This is a genomic window from Clostridium sartagoforme, from assembly GCF_039521405.1.
Classification (GTDB): Bacteria; Bacillota; Clostridia; order Clostridiales; family Clostridiaceae; genus Clostridium; species Clostridium sartagoforme.
The window spans coordinates 40,809-57,570 of sequence record NZ_BAAACH010000003.1 but is presented as its reverse complement, the minus strand read 5'-3'; the positions used below and the strand labels follow the sequence as shown (position 1 = coordinate 57,570).

Annotated in this window: 17 protein-coding genes and 1 other annotated feature; of the genes, 15 read left to right on the top strand and 2 right to left on the bottom strand. The window is 29.6% G+C overall.

Going from position 1 to position 16,762, the window contains the following annotated elements; genetic code table 11:
• Positions 1 to 81: 81 nt before the first annotated feature.
• From ABDZ60_RS01075 to ABDZ60_RS01015, 13 genes are all read left to right on the top strand, one after another.
• Positions 82 to 957, top strand: coding sequence for a hydrogenase small subunit (locus ABDZ60_RS01075; protein WP_343775156.1), 876 nt, complete (start codon positions 82 to 84; stop codon positions 955 to 957).
• A 9-nt stretch (positions 958 to 966) separates the two neighbouring features.
• Positions 967 to 2,358 (top strand): nickel-dependent hydrogenase large subunit, encoded by a 1,392-nt coding sequence (locus ABDZ60_RS01070; protein ID WP_343775154.1) that lies wholly within the window; start codon positions 967 to 969, stop codon positions 2,356 to 2,358.
• Positions 2,355 to 2,798, top strand: a complete 444-nt coding sequence (locus tag ABDZ60_RS01065; protein WP_343775152.1) for a hydrogenase maturation protease — start codon at positions 2,355 to 2,357, stop codon at positions 2,796 to 2,798. The genes ABDZ60_RS01070 and ABDZ60_RS01065 overlap by 4 nt, the downstream gene beginning before the upstream one ends.
• Positions 2,799 to 2,812: 14 nt before the next feature.
• Positions 2,813 to 5,146 (top strand): carbamoyltransferase HypF, encoded by a 2,334-nt coding sequence (hypF, locus tag ABDZ60_RS01060; protein ID WP_343775150.1) that lies wholly within the window; start codon positions 2,813 to 2,815, stop codon positions 5,144 to 5,146.
• A gap of 33 nt (positions 5,147 to 5,179) precedes the next feature.
• The gene (locus ABDZ60_RS01055; RefSeq protein WP_343775148.1) at positions 5,180 to 5,425 is read left to right on the top strand and encodes a HypC/HybG/HupF family hydrogenase formation chaperone; all 246 of its coding nucleotides are present in this window, start codon (positions 5,180 to 5,182) and stop codon (positions 5,423 to 5,425) included.
• Positions 5,403 to 6,479, top strand: coding sequence for a hydrogenase formation protein HypD (hypD, locus tag ABDZ60_RS01050; protein WP_343775146.1), 1,077 nt, complete (start codon positions 5,403 to 5,405; stop codon positions 6,477 to 6,479). Before ABDZ60_RS01055 ends, hypD begins: the two co-directional genes overlap by 23 nt.
• Positions 6,472 to 7,473, top strand: a complete 1,002-nt coding sequence (gene hypE, locus ABDZ60_RS01045) for a hydrogenase expression/formation protein HypE (RefSeq protein WP_343775144.1) — start codon at positions 6,472 to 6,474, stop codon at positions 7,471 to 7,473. Before hypD ends, hypE begins: the two co-directional genes overlap by 8 nt.
• Before the next feature lie 314 nt (positions 7,474 to 7,787).
• Entirely contained in the window at positions 7,788 to 8,114 is a 327-nt protein-coding gene (locus tag ABDZ60_RS01040) for an ArsR/SmtB family transcription factor (RefSeq protein ID WP_016206875.1), read from the top strand.
• A gap of 23 nt (positions 8,115 to 8,137) precedes the next feature.
• A complete protein-coding gene (gene arsD / locus ABDZ60_RS01035) occupies positions 8,138 to 8,506 on the top strand; it encodes an arsenite efflux transporter metallochaperone ArsD (protein WP_016206874.1) in 369 nt (122 codons plus the stop codon).
• Positions 8,507 to 8,526: 20 nt separating this feature from the next.
• Positions 8,527 to 10,272: an arsenical pump-driving ATPase gene (gene arsA, locus ABDZ60_RS01030; protein ID WP_343775140.1), complete on the top strand. Its 1,746-nt coding sequence runs from the start codon at positions 8,527 to 8,529 to the stop codon at positions 10,270 to 10,272.
• 15 nt (positions 10,273 to 10,287) lie between these two features.
• Entirely contained in the window at positions 10,288 to 10,692 is a 405-nt protein-coding gene (locus ABDZ60_RS01025) for an arsenate reductase ArsC (protein ID WP_016206872.1), read from the top strand.
• 9 nt (positions 10,693 to 10,701) lie between these two features.
• Positions 10,702 to 11,757: an ACR3 family arsenite efflux transporter gene (gene arsB / locus ABDZ60_RS01020; RefSeq protein ID WP_343775137.1), complete on the top strand. Its 1,056-nt coding sequence runs from the start codon at positions 10,702 to 10,704 to the stop codon at positions 11,755 to 11,757.
• Between the two features lie 57 nt (positions 11,758 to 11,814).
• The gene (locus ABDZ60_RS01015) at positions 11,815 to 12,012 is read left to right on the top strand and encodes a DUF4177 domain-containing protein (protein ID WP_343775135.1); all 198 of its coding nucleotides are present in this window, start codon (positions 11,815 to 11,817) and stop codon (positions 12,010 to 12,012) included.
• A gap of 85 nt (positions 12,013 to 12,097) precedes the next feature.
• Here the strand turns inward: ABDZ60_RS01015 and asnS are convergent, their stop codons facing one another.
• Complete coding sequence (gene asnS / locus ABDZ60_RS01010; protein WP_016206869.1) at positions 12,098 to 13,492, bottom strand: asparagine--tRNA ligase; 1,395 nt, start codon at positions 13,490 to 13,492, stop codon at positions 12,098 to 12,100.
• 53 nt (positions 13,493 to 13,545) lie between these two features.
• Positions 13,546 to 13,851, bottom strand: a binding site (T-box leader).
• Between the two features lie 93 nt (positions 13,852 to 13,944).
• On the opposite strand from asnS, the gene ABDZ60_RS01005 reads away from it, so the two are divergent.
• Positions 13,945 to 14,379: a cytochrome b5-like heme/steroid binding domain-containing protein gene (locus ABDZ60_RS01005; protein WP_343775132.1), complete on the top strand. Its 435-nt coding sequence runs from the start codon at positions 13,945 to 13,947 to the stop codon at positions 14,377 to 14,379.
• A gap of 37 nt (positions 14,380 to 14,416) precedes the next feature.
• On the opposite strand, the gene ABDZ60_RS01000 is transcribed toward ABDZ60_RS01005, so the two are convergent.
• On the bottom strand, positions 14,417 to 15,115 hold the full coding sequence (locus ABDZ60_RS01000) for a metallophosphoesterase family protein (RefSeq protein ID WP_343775130.1): 699 nt from the start codon (positions 15,113 to 15,115) through the stop codon (positions 14,417 to 14,419).
• A 169-nt stretch (positions 15,116 to 15,284) separates the two neighbouring features.
• On the opposite strand from ABDZ60_RS01000, the gene ABDZ60_RS00995 reads away from it, so the two are divergent.
• Entirely contained in the window at positions 15,285 to 16,364 is a 1,080-nt protein-coding gene (locus ABDZ60_RS00995) for a M24 family metallopeptidase (protein ID WP_343775128.1), read from the top strand.
• The last annotated feature ends 398 nt before the right edge of the window (positions 16,365 to 16,762 follow it).

The following is a 16,762-nucleotide window of genomic DNA, read 5'->3' as shown; positions in this document are numbered from 1 at the left end:
TTATTAATATATTAATTTTTGCTTAATACTTATAATGATTTATGCATAGATTATAATTGAGCGATATAAAAGGGGAAAAGGATGAGTAGTAAAGGAGAGTGTTTTATTAAAAAAGATAAATTAAGTACAGCAAGAAGACTTCAAGAAGATGTATCACAAATGATTAAAAAACAAGAAAGTAAAAAAATAAATGCTATGTGGCTTGAAGTAACTGGATGTTCTGGTAATATAATATCCCTATTAAATAGTGAAAATCCAGGGTTGTATGATATTTTAACTAGTATAGTAAATTTTACTTTTAACAATACACTTATGGGTAATGAAGGAGATGCTGCTTTTGAGAAGTTTTTAGAGACACTTGATACAGAATTCATATTACTAGTAGATGGAGCTGTCTCAACAAAAGAAAAAGGAGCTTATAATATTATTGCAAATTATAATGGGAAGGCTATTACAGCTTTAGAAGCTATAGAATTAGCTGGTGCAAAAGCAAAGTATGTTGTAGCAGTAGGAACATGTGCTTCTCATGGAGGAATTTCAGCAGCAAAGCCAAATCCTTCAGAAAGCAAAAGTGTACAAGAAGTTTTAAATCGTCAGGTGATTAAGTTGCCAGGATGTCCATGTCATCCTGATTGGGTAGTGGGGACTTTAGCTCATTTAGTTGGATATGGTGTCCCAGAGTTAGATAGTGAGGGAAGACCACTTCTTTTTTATAGTTTTACAATTCATAATACTTGTACAAGAAGAGGCTTTTTTGAAGAAGGTATTTTTGCAAAAAACTTTGGGGAAGAGGGTTGTATGATTAAACTTGGTTGCAGAGGACCAAGCACAAAAACTGATTGCCCAAGGAGAAAATGGAATGGCTATGTTAATTGGCCTATTGGTGATAATACTAATTGTATAGGTTGTGCAAAATCAACTTTTCCAGATGGAAATGAGCCTTTTGTAAAATATTAAGGAGGAGTTATGATAAAAAGAATTACTATAGACCCAGTTACAAGAATAAGTGGTTTCTTAGATGTTAAAGCAGAAGTAGAAAAAGATACAATTGTACAGGCAACTGCTAGTGGTTTACTTTTTAGAGGATTTGAAGAAATGTTAAAGGGAAGACCAGCACTAGATTCTATATATTTTACAGAAAGAATTTGTGGAATATGTTCAGCGGCTCATTCTATGGCATCTACTTTAGCTTTAGAAGATGCATTAAAGGTTCAAGTTACCTTAAATGATAGCTATATAAGAGACATTATGCATGGTTTTGAATTTATTCAAAATCATTTAAGACATTTCTACTTACTTTCTATCCCTAGCTATGCAAAAATTTATAGCGTAAAATTAGCTGAAAATAGCCAATACAACGATTATAGACTTCCAAGCAAAATTAACAATATTATAGGAGAACATTATGTTAAAAGTATTGAATTAAGTAGATTAGCACATGAAGGTTTGGCAATATTGGGGGGAAAGGCACCGCATAATCATGGGATTTTTGTTGGAGGAGTTACAGTAGATATAGATGCGTACAAAATAGAGAAAGTTAAAAGTACTATAAGAAAAATTACTGATTTTGTATCAAATGAAATGATAGAAGATGTAGAGGTTATAGCTAAATATTATCCGGATTATTTTAAAAAGGGAATATCATATCCTAATTTTATGAGCTTTGGGGTTTTTGATAAGTATGAAGATCCAGAAATAACGTATGTCAAATCAAAAGTAATAGAAAATAATGTTAGGTATGCCTTTGAACCTAATAAAATTACTGAACAAGTTCATTATTCTTGGTACAAGAAAGAACAAGGTTTAGAAGAAGTAGATTTGACTAAGAGTAATGCTTATACCTTTATAAAGGCGCCACGATACAATGGATTGCCCATGGAAGTTGGACCATTAGCACGATTGATTATTAGTGGAGAATACACAAATGGACATTCTTGTATGGATAGGAATATAGCAAGGGTTTTAGAGACCAAAAAAATACTTAATATATTAGAGAACTTAGTAAAAAGAGTGGAATTAAAGTCTAATAATCAAAAGGTTTATTTAATTCCTGATAAGGCTTATGGTGTAGGACTTATAGATACCACTAGGGGAGCTCTAGGACATTGGATAGAAATAGAAAATAAAGTAATTAAGCATTATAATATCATAACACCAACAGTATGGAATCTTTCTCCTAAGGATGAGTTAAACAATCCAGGGCCAGTAGAAAAATCATTAATTGGCTCTAAAATAAATAATATTAGTGAGCCGGTAGAAATCGGAAGAATTGTAAGGTCTTTTGATCCCTGTGTATCTTGTGCAACTCATTTAATTGGAAGTAATGGAGATACTAATATAGTTGAGGTCCTAGTATGAGTTTCAAGCTTATTGCAATAGGAAATATTCTTATGAAAGATGATGCAATAGGAATTAAAGTGGCAGAGCAAATAGAAGATGAACTCTCAAGTATTGGAGTTGAGGTTATATATGGAGAAACAAACCTTCAACATATTATGGGAAATATAAAAAAAGAAGATTATATAATAATTCTAGATGCAGCCTACTATGGAAAAAATATAGGGGAAATAACAACTGTATCAATAGATAAATTTATTTCTAATAAGGTTGAGTCCTCTCAGCATAACTATAATTTTTTGGATTTAGTAAAAATTTATTATCCTAATATCAAAGGGATAATTTATGGTATTGAAGTTAATAAAGTTGAATTTGGAGTTGGACTAGATTGTATTTTAGAGAAAAGGCTAAAATTAATTTCTAAAAATATTTTAAATGAAATAAAAAAAATCGTAAACTAGAGGGATACTCAAATATGGAAAATACTTTTTTATTAAATAAGACTTCAAAATACTATTATTTAAAGTATTATAAAACTCTTCAATATGAAATAAAAATAGAGGGAATAGTGCAGGGTGTTGGATTTAGGCCTTTTGTATATAAAAATGCCACTATTTACAATATTTCAGGATATGTTAATAATGTAGGGGGAGCTGTGGAAATTTATTGCCAAGGAACAAGAGATAATTTGAAAAAATTTATACTAAGTATTTTAAATAATCCTCCTCCTATTGCTAAAATTGAAAAATTTCAATGTAAATTTATAAAAGAAGAATCTTCACATAGAAAGAATCTTTATGAAGATATTTTTCAGATTAAAGAAAGCGTCAATGAAAAAAATTTGTTAAAGTTTATTTCGCCAGATGTAGCAATTTGTAAAGAATGCTTAGAGGACATACAAAAAAGTGAAACTAATAGATATAAATATGTATTTACAAATTGTACTAATTGCGGGCCGAGATATTCTATAATTAAGGGTTTACCTTATGATAGAAACTATACAACTATGGAAAAATTCATAATGTGTAAAGAGTGTAATGCTGAATACAATAATCCATTAAGTAGAAGATTTCATACTGAGCCAAATTGTTGCAAAAAATGTGGGCCAAGTATTTCTTTAGTAGACAATGAAGGGAAAATAATTGAATGTAAGAATGTAATTGATGAAGCTAAAGAGTTGCTTAAGGCAGGAAAAATACTAGCAGTTAAAGGTATTGGAGGATTTCACTTAGTTTGTGATGCTAAAAATGAAGCTGTTATTAAACTTATTAGAAATAAAAAGCAAAGACCACATAAACCATTAGCAATAATGGCAAAGGATATTAATGCTGTAAAAGAGGTTTGTCAATTATCAGCTAAAGAAGAAGAAATATTGAAAAGTAATAAAAGACCTATTGTAATTTTGAAAAAGAAACCTTCCTTTTTATTATCAAAAGCTATATCACCAAAACAAAACTCATTAGGAGTTATGATGCCATATACAGGGTTACATCATTTACTATTAGATGAAGAATTACGTTTTTTAGTTATGACTAGTGGAAACATAAGTAATATGCTAATGGAATATGAAAATAATGAGGCATTAAATAATTTGAATAGAGTAGCTGATTATTTTTTAATGCATGATAGAGATATTTATATTGAAGAAGATGATTCTGTTGTGAAAGTTATAAATAATGATGAAAAGGTTATAAGGATAGGGAGGGGATACGCACCATATATATCAAAGGGTAATGAAAAATATGAAATTATAGCAGTTGGTGGTGAACAAAAAAATACAGTTTGTGTTTCAAAAAATGGCTATTCTTATTTGAGTCAATACTTAGGAAATTTGGAGGATTTTAATTGTTACAATAATTTTAAGTATGTGATTAATCACTTTATTAATTTACTTGATGTCAAAAAATATATATTAGTACATGATATGCACCCTTCATATATAAGTACTAATTATGTAAAGAGTCAAAAAATAAATAAAATAGAAGTTCAACATCATCATGCACATATGGTAAGCTGTATGGCAGAAAACTCAATATATGAAAATACAATTGGAGTTATTTTTGATGGAACTGGCTTTGGATTAGATGGAGCAGTATGGGGTGGAGAATTTTTTGTTGGAAATAGAAAGTCGTTTAGAAGAGTTGGTCAATTACAATATGTAAATATCCAAGGAGGATATAAGGCAATAAAAGAACCGTGGAGATGTGCAGTAAGCTATTTGAATTCTTTGGATTATAATCCTCTAGAAATAATTAATTATATAGATAAAGAGGAAATTGAAGCTGTTATACAAGCTTTGAAATCAGGAATAAATTGTTTTTTATCTTCTAGCATTGGAAGACTATTTGATTGTGTAGCCTCCCTTATAGGTATAAGAAATTATATATCCTACGACGGACAAGCCGCTATAGAATTAGAAAATATCATTAATGAGAATATAAATGAATGCTATTTATATGATATCAGAGAAAATGAGAAAGTTCTTCAGATAGAATATAAAAGAATAATAGAAGGTGTACTAAAGGATATAAAAGATGGAGAATCTCATTCAAATATATCCGCTAAATTTCATAACTCATTAATCTATGCAACTTGTGACTTACTTTATATTTTAAGGCAAAGGGAGAATATTAATAAAGTTGTTCTTAGTGGTGGAGTGTTTGAAAATGAATATTTATTAAAAAATATATATAAAAAACTAACTGAGAAGGGATTTGAAGTTTTTTATAATAAGAAAGTTCCTACAAATGATGGAGGATTATCTTTTGGACAACTTTATATAGCTAGTGCTTTATTAAAGGAAAATTAATTATATTTATGATAATGAAGGGAATTGAAAAGGATGTGTCTTGCAATACCAGGTCAAATTGTAGAAATAAGTGAAGCTACTGCAAAAGTAAACATTATGGGGATGGAAAGTGAAGTAAATATTCAAATTATTGAAGAAGCCCAAATAGGTGATTATGTTTTAATACATGCTGGATGTGCTATTCAAAAGATTGATATAGAGTATTTTGAAGAATTAAATGATCTTCTTAAATTATTATCTAAAGTAGAGGTAAATAATGAACAAGAAATTTTTAATTAAAAGGTTTTTAGAGGAAATTAACAATTATCCTAATGGTGAATTTAATATTATGGAGGTTTGTGGAACTCATACTCAATCTATATCAAAATTTGGAATCAGGGAATTAGTTGAGCCTAAGATAAATTTAATATCAGGACCCGGTTGTCCAGTTTGTGTTACTTCTGAGGAATATATAGATGCTGCTATAGAAATCCTTAAAGATGATAAAGTAGTTTTAGCTACCTTTGGAGATATGATGAAAGTTAAAGGAAGTAAGGAAAATTTAATTGAACAAAGAGAAAAAGGAAAGAATATTAGGATAATATATTCACCTTTAGATTCAATAAATCTGGCAGAAGAAAATAAAGATAAAGAAGTAGTTTTTTTAGCAGTTGGGTTTGAAACTACTGCACCAATAATTGCTTTAACTATTAAAACAGCTAAAAAAAGAAATATAAGAAATATTTCCTTTTTTATAGGAATAAAAAGGATGGAACCAATACTACATCATATCTTAAGGGATGATAAATTAAACATACAGGGACTTATTTGCCCAGGCCACGTAGCATCAGTAATGGGAGCAGATTATTTTAAGTTTATTGTAGAAGAATATAATATTCCAGCAGTAGTAGCAGGATTTAATGAGTTAGATATTATTGGAGCTATATATTTTTTAACCCAAGAGCAAAGTAAAAATAAGAAAACATTTAAAAATTTATACAAAAGTTGTGTAACTTCAAAAGGAAATTTAAAGGGAAACCAAATAATAAAGGAAGTATTTTCTTATTGTGATTCTGAATGGAGGGGAATAGGCAATATTGGCTCTTCAGGTTTTTTATTAAAGGAAGATTATAAATATTATGATGCAATAAAGAAATTTAAAATAAGTTTAAGAAAAGGTAATAGCAAAAATTGCGTTTGTAGTGAAATTTTATTAGGAAAAAAGAGACCTATTAATTGCGAATTTTTCGGAAGGCTTTGTACTCCAGAAAATCCAGTTGGGCCCTGTATGGTTTCTAATGAAGGAGCATGCTCAATTTTCTACAAATATAATGGGAGAATAATAAATGAATAATGTAATAAAGCTTAGTCATGGAGATGGAGGAAAGCATACTGAAGAATTAATCAAAAACATTTTTTATAAATATTTTAATAATGATTTGTTAGTAAAGGGCCAAGATGCAACAATATTTCAAGCTGCTAATAATAAGCTAGCATTTACAACAGATTCTTTTGTAGTGAAACCAGTATTTTTTTCTGGTGGAAACATAGGAAAACTTGCGGTTTGTGGAACAATTAATGATTTAATTGTATCAGGGGCAAGCCCCCTTTATTTAAGTGCTGGGTTTATAATTGAAGAAGGATTTTCATTGGAAAACCTAAATAAAATTGTGAAGTCTATGAGTGAAACTTGCTTAGAGTCAGGAGTAAGTATTATAACAGGAGATACAAAAGTAGTAGAAAAGGGAAAAGTAGATGGAATCTTTATTAATACTAGTGGAATAGGGATTGTTTTAGAAAGATATAAGCAAAAGCCAATTAAAGAAGGGGATAAAATTATAGTAACAGGAAATATAGGAGATCATGGTACAACAATTGCAATAGAAAGATATGATATCAAAGTGAAAGATAAGATAAAAAGTGATTGTGCCTCTCTATACCCTTTTACAGAAATAATTAAAGATAACTATGATTCAATAAAAATAATGAGAGATCCAACTAGAGGGGGGTTAGCAACTGTATTGCATGAGTTTTCTAATCTTTGTGAACTTGGAATACATTTAATGGAGGAAGATATTCCGATTGATAGAGGTGTTATAGCTGTAAATGAACTTTTAGGATTTGATCCATTATATATGGCATGTGAAGGAAGAATGGTAATAGTTGTAGAAGCATCAGAAGCAGAAAATATATTGAAGAAAATTCAAGAATTTAATGGGGGAAAAAATGCAAAAATTATAGGTGAATTCATTAAAGAATCACGAAATACTATTTTTATAGAAAATTATTTTGGAGGTAAAAGAATATTGCCACCTTTAGAAGGAAATATGTTACCTAGGATATGTTAGAATAATATAATAAAGTCTAAAAATTAGAATTTTAACTTTAAGCTTTACTTGTTGATTTACAAGGAAACTTATGAAATAATAAAGAGTTGCGATTATGAAGTAAATATATAAAAAACTTTGACAATGAATATTTTATTTGCCAAAGTTTTTTTATTGTCTAAAATATTAGTAACAAACTGTGGTGCTAAGAATAGTATATAGATATATATCTATAATAAATAATTGAAAGTATTATAATTAAAGATATATATTGACATTATATAGATAGTTATCTATATTGTATACAAGGAATAATTTATGCTGGGAGGATAAATATGAAAAATAATTATGAGGAAAATGCAAAAGTTTTAAAAGCATTAAGTGACCCTAATAGACTGAAAATAATAGATATCTTATCTTGTGGTGAAAAGTGTGCCTGTGATTTGCTAGAAAGTTTTAATTTTACTCAGCCAACATTATCTCATCACATGAAGGTTTTAATGGAATGTGGTTTAGTTTTATCAAGAAAAGAAGGGAATTGGAGCTATTATAAATTACATACAACTAATGCTAACAGATTAATTTTAAACTTAATGAATATTATCACTGACACGGAAGAGTGTATTTGTAAGCAAAAAGAATGTGTATGTAAAAATAATTAAAAATTTAAAGGAGTGTATTTATTATGAAAAAAATGATTATTTTTGATCCTGCAATGTGCTGTTCAACAGGGGTTTGTGGTCCATCTGTAAATCCAGAACTTTTAAGGGTTTCAACAGTAATAAATAATTTAAGGAATAAGGGGATATTAGTTGAAAGATATAATTTAACAAGCAATCCACAAATATTTGTTGATAACAAAACAATAAATGAAATATTGATGAAGCAAGGTGTTGATGTATTACCAGCAACAATGGTTGATGGGAAAATTGTAAAAGTAGGTAACTACCCTACTAATGATGAGTTTTGTAATTTACTAGAAATTTCTCCTGATTTACTAAAGGCTGAAGAAAAAAAATCAAATAGTTGTTGTTGTAAGGGTGGTTGTTGTTAATTAAGGGGGAGTGATAGAGAATGTATAAAACATTTGATATAAAAGAAATAAACCTAACTAAATATTTATTTTTCACAGGTAAAGGAGGAGTGGGTAAGACTTCAACAGCTTGTGCGACAGCAGTGTCTTTGGCAGATGAAGGAAAGAAGATAATGCTTATCAGTACAGATCCTGCTTCTAATCTTCAAGATGTTTTTAATACTGAATTAGATAATAAAGGTGTTCAAATAAAAGATGTGTCTAATTTGGTAGTGGCTAATTTTGACCCAGAACAAGCAGCAGCAGAATATAAAGAAAGTGTTATATCACCATATAGAGGAAAGTTACCAGAAAATGTATTAAATAATATGGAAGAACAACTTTCAGGCTCATGTACTGTTGAGATTGCGGCCTTTAATGAGTTTTCATCTTTTATTACTGATGAAAAAGCAGCTAATGACTTTGATCATATAATTTTTGATACTGCACCAACTGGACATACATTAAGAATGCTTCAATTACCATCAGCATGGAGTAATTTTATAAGTGAAAATACTCATGGGGCATCATGTTTAGGACAGTTATCGGGACTTGAAAGTAAAAAGGAAGTTTACAAAAATGCAGTTTCTAATTTGGCAGATAAGGCAAAGACTACTCTTATTCTTGTATCTAGACCAGAAGAGTCTCCATTAAAAGAAGCTGAAAGAGCATCAAATGAACTTAAGGAAATCGGTGTAGCAAATCAAATTTTGGTTGTGAATGGAGTACTAGAAAAGTATGATGATGATTTATCAACTGCATTATATAATAAACAACAAAAAGCCTTAAATGATATCCCAGTAGGATTAAAAGGGATTGAAAGGTACAAAATACCCTTAAGACCTTATAATATTACAGGGCTTGAAAATGTCAGAGCGTTATTAAAAGAGAGTAATATAAAAGTAAGTACAGATAAAATAAATACAACAACAATTCCTAAGTTAAATAATGTTATAGAAGACATATTTAATAGTAATAAGAAAGTTATATTCACAATGGGAAAAGGAGGAGTTGGAAAGACAACTATTGCAGCAGCTATTGCAATAGGACTCGCTAAGAAGGGTAAGAAAGTTCATTTAACTACTACAGATCCGGCAGCTCATTTAAAGTTTGTGGTTGATGAAAGCTATGGAATAACTTTAAGTAGCATTGATGAAAAGAAAGAACTAGAGAAGTATAAAGAAGAAGTTTTAAGTAAGGCAAGAGAAACAATGAGTGATGCTGATATTGAATATGTTGAAGAAGATTTGAGATCACCTTGTACTCAAGAAATTGCAGTATTTAGAGCTTTTGCAGAAATAGTTGGAAAATCAGAAAATGAGGTTGTAGTTATTGATACTGCACCAACTGGACATACGTTATTACTTTTAGATTCAACTCAAAGCTATCATAGAGAGATCCAGAGATCAGAAGGTGATATACCTGAATCAGTTAAAAAGCTTTTACCAAAACTAAGAAACGAAAATGAAACAGAAGTTATTATTGTTACTCTAGGAGAAACTACTCCTGTTTTTGAAGCAATTAGATTGCAAAAAGATTTAAATAGAGCAGGGATAAATAGTAAGTGGTGGGTAATAAATTCAAGCCTTTATGCAACTGAAACCACTAATGAAATATTAAGAGCAAAGGCAAGTAATGAAATTAAATGGATAAATAAGGTTGATAAAATATCAAAGGGAAATTTTTCAGTGATTGAATGGAAACCTAAAGAATTAAAAGGTAAAAATTTATTAGAAATAATTAAATAAAAGGAGAAACTAAAAATGAAAAAGAAGGTAGCATTTATATGTGTTCATAATTCTTGTAGATCACAAATGGCGGAGGCATTAGGAAAATTATATGGAAGTGAAGTTTTTGAAAGTTATTCAGCTGGAACTGAAACTAAACCACAAATAAATCAAGATGCAGTAAGAATAACTAAGCAATTATATAATATTGATATGAATGAAACTCAAAAATCTAAATTACTTACAGATATACCAGATGTTGATATTGCTATAAAAATGGGGTGCAATGTTGTGTGTCCTGTTATATCAGCTAGTCATGTTGAGGACTGGGGCTTAGAAGATCCTACTGGTAAAAGTGATGAGGAGTTCATTAAAGTTGCAAAAGTGATAGAAGAAAAAATAAAAGATTTAGCAAAAAGAATTAAGAATAACGAGATATAGGAGGGAATTATGGGGGAAGAAAGTAAAGGAAAGGGATTAGGAGTCTTTGAACGATATTTAACAATATGGGTTGCTGCTTGTATTGTGATAGGAATATCCATTGGTCAATTGCTTCCTATTATACCTGAAACATTAAATAAGTTTGAATATTATAATGTATCAATACCTGTAGCTATCTTAATATGGCTTATGATATATCCAATGATGTTAAAAATAGATTTTACAAGTATTCTAAATGCTACTAAAAAGCCAAAAGGACTTATTGTAACTTGCACAACTAATTGGCTAATAAAGCCATTTACTATGTATGCAATAGCAGCATTTTTCTTATTTGTAGTCTTTAAAGGGATTATTACACCAGATTTAGCTAAAGAATATTTAGCTGGAGCAGTTTTATTAGGAGCAGCTCCTTGTACAGCTATGGTATTTGTATGGAGTCACTTAACAAAAGGAGATCCAGCATATACTTTAGTTCAAGTAGCAGTAAATGATTTAATTATTTTAATTGCATTCACACCTATAGTAGCGTTTTTACTAGGAGTTAGTGATGTATCTATACCATTTGGAACTTTAATATTATCAACTATATTATTTGTTGTAGTTCCTTTAGCATTAGGATATATTACAAGAACCTTAGTAATAAAAAATAAAGGTAAAGAGTATTTTGAAAATATATTTTTAAAAAAGTTTGATAATATAACAATAATAGGACTACTTTTAACATTAATAATATTATTTTCATTTCAAGGAGATACTATAATAAACAATCCAACTCACATATTGCTGATTGCAATACCACTTACAATTCAAACATTTTTTATATTTGGGTTCGCATATATTTGGGCAAAGCTTTGGAAGTTGCCACATAATATTGCAGCACCAGCAGGGATGATAGGAGCAAGTAACTTCTTTGAACTTGCTGTAGCAGTAGCTATTTCTCTTTTTGGACTACAATCAGGAGCAGCACTTGCAACAGTAGTAGGAGTTTTAGTTGAAGTTCCAGTAATGCTTACACTAGTTAAGATTGCAAATAAAACAACAGGATGGTTTACCTTAGAAAAATAATTTAAATTTTATTATTATATTTTTATTAAAAATCAGTATCAAGGAGGGTTATCTCATATGAAATGGGAATATAAGGTCGTTGAAATTAATTCTATAAAAAACTTAGGAGATCCAGATAAGCTGCAAGAGGAACTTAATAATTATGGTAGTGAGGGATGGGAGCTCACAGGTGACTTAACTAAGCCTCATGAGGGAGTAGGGTGGAATCCAAAACCAGATGATGGCTCAGTAATATTCAAAAGAGAATTAAAATAGGCATAAAAATATTAGATTGAAATTAAAATATAATAAATAAAATTAATCCCCCATAGGCAATAAGTAATTGCTATGGGGGATTTTATTAGAATTCAGATTGTCCTGTGGTTCTTGGGAATGGAATTACGTCTCTGATATTTGGCATACCTGTAATATACATAATAAGTCTTTCAAAACCTAATCCAAATCCAGCATGCTTAGTTTCTCCATATTTTCTAAGCTCTAAATACCACCAGTAATCTTCTTCTTTAAGGCCAAGTTCAGCCATTCTCTTAGTTAGGATATCTAATCTTTCTTCTCTTTGGCTTCCACCTATAAGTTCTCCTATACCTGGAACTAAAAGATCTGTTGCAGCAACTGTTTTTCCATCATCATTTAATCTCATATAAAATGCTTTTATATCTTTTGGATAATCTGTTACAAACACAGGTCTCTTGAAATGTTCTTCTGTTAAATATCTTTCATGCTCTGTTTGTAGGTCAATTCCCCATTCAACTGGATATTCAAACTTTTTATTAGCTTTCTTTAATATTTCAACAGCTTCAGTATAAGTTACTTTTCCAAAGTCAGAAGTCATAACGTGAGTTAATCTATCTAAGATTCCTTTATCAACAAATTGATTAAAGAAGGCCATTTCTTCTGGACACTCTGCTAAAACATATTCTAAAACATATTTAAGCATATCTTCAGCTAATTCCATATCATCTTGTAAATCTGCAAATGCTATTTCAGGTTCTATCATCCAGAACTCTGCAGCATGTCTTGCTGTGTTTGAATTTTCTGCTCTAAAAGTAGGTCCAAAAGTGTAAATATTTCTAAATGCTAAAGCATAACATTCACCATTTAATTGTCCTGATACTGTTAGGTTACTTTCTTTACCAAAGAAATCTTGACTAAAGTCAATAGTACCTTCTTCAGTTTTTGGAACATTGTGTAAGTCTAATGTAGTAACTTTAAACATTTCTCCAGCACCTTCAGCATCACTTCCAGTTATTAGAGGTGTATGAGTATAAACAAATCCTCTTTCTTGGAAGAACTTGTGAATAGCGAAAGCTGCCACTGAACGTACTCTAAATACAGCTGAAAAGGCATTACTTCTTGGTCTTAAGTGAGCTATTGTTCTTAAATACTCATAAGAATGTCTTTTCTTTTGTAGTGGATAATCAGAGTTTGACATACCCTCTACTATTACTTCTTTTGCTTGAATTTCAAAGGGTTGCTTAGCTTCAGGTGTAGCAACTAAAGTACCTATAACTGATATTGAAGAGCTTATAGGTAGCTTTGAGATTTCTGTAAAGTTTGAAAGTTCATTTGAAAATACAACTTGAATATTTTTAAAGAAACTACCATCATTAACTTCTATAAATCCAAAAGCATTAGATGCTCTTAATGTTCTTATCCATCCAGAAATTTTTATTTCTTTGCTTAAATATTCTTCTTGATTTCTGTAAAGTGATTTTATTAAAACTACTTTATCCATTTGTAATCCTCCTAAAAATTATTTCATAAAATAAAAAAACCTTTCAATCCCTAAAAAGGGACGAAAGGATAAATTTCGCGGTACCACCCAAATTGCTATAAATAGCCACTCAATTGACACTATAATGTCATTCAAATTATAACGGTTTGAATCCGTCTAAGTCTACTTAAGTGAAACTAAAGGTTTGAATTTTGTTAATCTAGATTACACCTTTAACATAATGAAAAGGTAATAATTTTCCACTTGTTCGGTTAGAAACTCAGAGATGTTCTTCACTAAAGGCTTCGTATAAGGCTTACACCATTCCTTACTCGCTAAAACTACTTCCATATAGTTACTCTTCTCATCACAGTAATAAAAAATATAATGTTTATTACGATTTTACACCAATTCACTAACATTTGCAACTTTAAATCATAATATAATTTTAGGAACATTTTATGGAGGATATTATGGATAATAAGGAGTTTTTAGAAAAGAAATTTATTGAATTAAATGAGTTGAAAAGCATGTTAGTAACATATCCAGAAGATTATAAGGAAAATATATTACATGTTATGGAAAGAGTTTGTAATCAAATTAATTCTTATCTTAATGATATAGGCTTTCATAATAAAAAAAGAGATAATGAATTACTTCAACTTACCTTAGAAGAGTTAAGTGAATATAATGGAGAAGGTGGAAGACCTTCTTATATTGCTGTAAATGGAACTATTTATGATATTATAGATGTAGATAACTGGAGTGAGGAAAACTTTTGCGGAATGAAACCAGGAACAGATCAAACTAAAACATTTGAAAATTGTAGTAAAGAACAACTAGAAGCTTTGGAAAAGTTACGAGTAGTAGGACATTTAAATTACACAAAAAAATGTACATGGGAATAATAAAAAATTGCTACGGTTAAATCGTAGCAATTTTTTATTATTCGTTTCCGCTTTCATAAGATGAAATTAATTGATTTGGAAAGTGAAGCATTTGAGTATCTTTAACAATTCTTTTAAATTCATATTCCAACTCTCTAAATTTCACGTCTATTTTTTTATTATCATCAATATTAATTATGCAATAAGTAGCATTTGGACGACCTATTTTAGGCTTTCCTACACTTCCTACATTAATAAACATTTTATTGTTAAATTTTTTATATGAAGGAATATGAGTATGTGCACAAACTAAAATATCTTCTTCTAAATTATTCATTACTTCTTCTGTATTTTCTTTATCTTCAAATAAATACTCACTTATAGAATTAGGACTACCGTGTGTAAATTTAAGCTTTACTCCATTAATATCATAGTTTAAAAATAGAGGAAGCTGTGATAAATAGTATTTATTTGAAGCCCTAACTTCATCACAAGCCCAAGGAAGTGCAAAGGAGTTAATTGACGTATCTCTTATAAATGTAAAACCTCCATCTACAACAGAAGCATCATAATTTCCTTTAATACAAGGAATTTCTCTTCTTTTGATTAAAGCCACAACTTCATTAGGATGAGGTCCATAACCAACTAAATCACCAAGACAAATTGTTAAGTCAACTTTTTGATCATCTATATCTTCTAATACCTTCATTAAGGCATATATATTTCCATGAATATCTGAGATAGCAGCTATTTTCATAAGTATTCCTCCATAAGTTCAAAATAAAGTTAAAGTATAGATTTTACTAAATATATTATATCACTTTAAATATTTAGTATAAATAAAATTAATAATATTATAAATAGATATTATTTAATTGTTGATGTATATTATATTTATATATAAGTTGTTATGAGGAGGAAAATAAATGAAGTTAAATAGGCTGCAAAATATATTAAAATCAATGGAGGGCAAAAACTTAAGTCAAATGTTAATATCATCACCTCCAGCTATCTTTTATTTAACGGGAAAGTGGTTTTCACCAGGAGAAAGAATGATTGCTTTATACTTAAATATAAATGGTAATCACAAATTTATAGTTAATAAATTATTTCCTATATATGAGGATTTAGGCGTAGATTTAATATGGTATTCGGATACGGAAGATCCAATAAACATATTATCAACAATTGTTGATAAAAATGATGTTCTAGGTGTGGATAAAAATTGGCCCGCACATTTCTTAATAAAACTTATGAATAATAATGGAGCGAAAGCTTTTGTTAATGCATCTCCTATAATTGATAGGTTAAGAATGATAAAAGATGAAGAAGAAATAGCTTTAATGAAAAAATCTTCAGAGATTAATGATAATGTTATGCTAGAGCTTTTAAATAATTTACAAGAAGGGAAAGCAGAAAAGTACTATGCTAGCCTTTTAACTGAAATTTACGAGAAGTATGATGTAAATAAATTTTCTTTTTCACCAATAATTGCAGTAAGTCCTAATGGAGCAGACCCACATCACCATTCTGGAAATGATATTATAAGAAAAGGTCATAGTATAGTTATAGATATTGGTGGAGTGTATAATTCTTATTGTTCTGATATGACAAGAACAGTATTTTTTAGAGAAAGCCCAAATGAAAGGCATGAAAAAATATATAATGTCGTAAAGGAAGCAAATTTAAATGCTATAAGTAAAGTAAAAGAAGGCATGAAATTTTCAGATATAGATAAAGCAGCAAGAGATTATATAATAGATTCTGGTTATGGTGAATATTTTACTCATAGAACAGGTCATAGTATAGGGATAGAAGATCATGATTTTGGAGATGTCAGTTCATCTAACCATGAAGAAATTAAGGCTGGCATGATATTTTCTATTGAACCTGGAATTTATTTAAAAGATGATTTTGGAGTAAGAATTGAAGACTTAGTCTTAGTTACTAAGGATGGGTGTGAAGTTTTAAATAAAGTAAGCAAGGAGATAACTGTAATTAAGTAATAAATTGCGAATATAAAGGCTACGATAAATAGATATGTTTCATAAGCTAAATAGCTACGAAAAGAAGTACTAGGCTCGGAGAACTACTATGCCAAGAGTTTTGGTTAAACTCGCTGCGCTCAGACAAACCAACAACACTAAGGCATAGTAGTTCTTCCTTCATCAAGTACTTCTAGTTTCTCACTATATGCTTATTTCACATATTCTATTTACCTTCGCCAACTTATATTAAGAATTTAAATTAATAATGAATTAAGTTATTGGTAAAAAATAATTGGTGAGGGAAATTAAAAACTTAGTTGAGTTTAGCAGACTATAATTGAGCTTGTTCCCTGTTCCCTGGTACCTTTTACCTAAGAAGCTTGCTTCGCAAAATATAACAACTGTAAACTGTGTCT

Excerpts from the sequence above, each read along its gene's own strand:
- ABDZ60_RS01075 (WP_343775156.1), top strand. The coding sequence starts at position 82 with ATGAGTAGTAAAGGAGAGTGTTTTATTAAAAAAGATAAATTAAGTACA.
- ABDZ60_RS01055 (WP_343775148.1), top strand. The coding sequence starts at position 5,180 with ATGTGTCTTGCAATACCAGGTCAAATTGTAGAAATAAGTGAAGCTACT.
- asnS (WP_016206869.1), bottom strand. The coding sequence starts at position 13,492 with ATGGATAAAGTAGTTTTAATAAAATCACTTTACAGAAATCAAGAAGAA.
- ABDZ60_RS01040 (WP_016206875.1), top strand. The coding sequence starts at position 7,788 with ATGAAAAATAATTATGAGGAAAATGCAAAAGTTTTAAAAGCATTAAGT.
- hypF (WP_343775150.1), top strand. The coding sequence starts at position 2,813 with ATGGAAAATACTTTTTTATTAAATAAGACTTCAAAATACTATTATTTA.
- ABDZ60_RS01015 (WP_343775135.1), top strand. The coding sequence starts at position 11,815 with ATGAAATGGGAATATAAGGTCGTTGAAATTAATTCTATAAAAAACTTA.
- hypD (WP_343775146.1), top strand. The coding sequence starts at position 5,403 with ATGAACAAGAAATTTTTAATTAAAAGGTTTTTAGAGGAAATTAACAAT.
- ABDZ60_RS01065 (WP_343775152.1), top strand. The coding sequence starts at position 2,355 with ATGAGTTTCAAGCTTATTGCAATAGGAAATATTCTTATGAAAGATGAT.
- ABDZ60_RS01005 (WP_343775132.1), top strand. The coding sequence starts at position 13,945 with ATGGATAATAAGGAGTTTTTAGAAAAGAAATTTATTGAATTAAATGAG.
- hypE (WP_343775144.1), top strand. The coding sequence starts at position 6,472 with ATGAATAATGTAATAAAGCTTAGTCATGGAGATGGAGGAAAGCATACT.
- arsB (WP_343775137.1), top strand. The coding sequence starts at position 10,702 with ATGGGGGAAGAAAGTAAAGGAAAGGGATTAGGAGTCTTTGAACGATAT.
- arsD (WP_016206874.1), top strand. The coding sequence starts at position 8,138 with ATGAAAAAAATGATTATTTTTGATCCTGCAATGTGCTGTTCAACAGGG.
- arsA (WP_343775140.1), top strand. The coding sequence starts at position 8,527 with ATGTATAAAACATTTGATATAAAAGAAATAAACCTAACTAAATATTTA.
- ABDZ60_RS00995 (WP_343775128.1), top strand. The coding sequence starts at position 15,285 with ATGAAGTTAAATAGGCTGCAAAATATATTAAAATCAATGGAGGGCAAA.
- ABDZ60_RS01000 (WP_343775130.1), bottom strand. The coding sequence starts at position 15,115 with ATGAAAATAGCTGCTATCTCAGATATTCATGGAAATATATATGCCTTA.
- ABDZ60_RS01070 (WP_343775154.1), top strand. The coding sequence starts at position 967 with ATGATAAAAAGAATTACTATAGACCCAGTTACAAGAATAAGTGGTTTC.
- ABDZ60_RS01025 (WP_016206872.1), top strand. The coding sequence starts at position 10,288 with ATGAAAAAGAAGGTAGCATTTATATGTGTTCATAATTCTTGTAGATCA.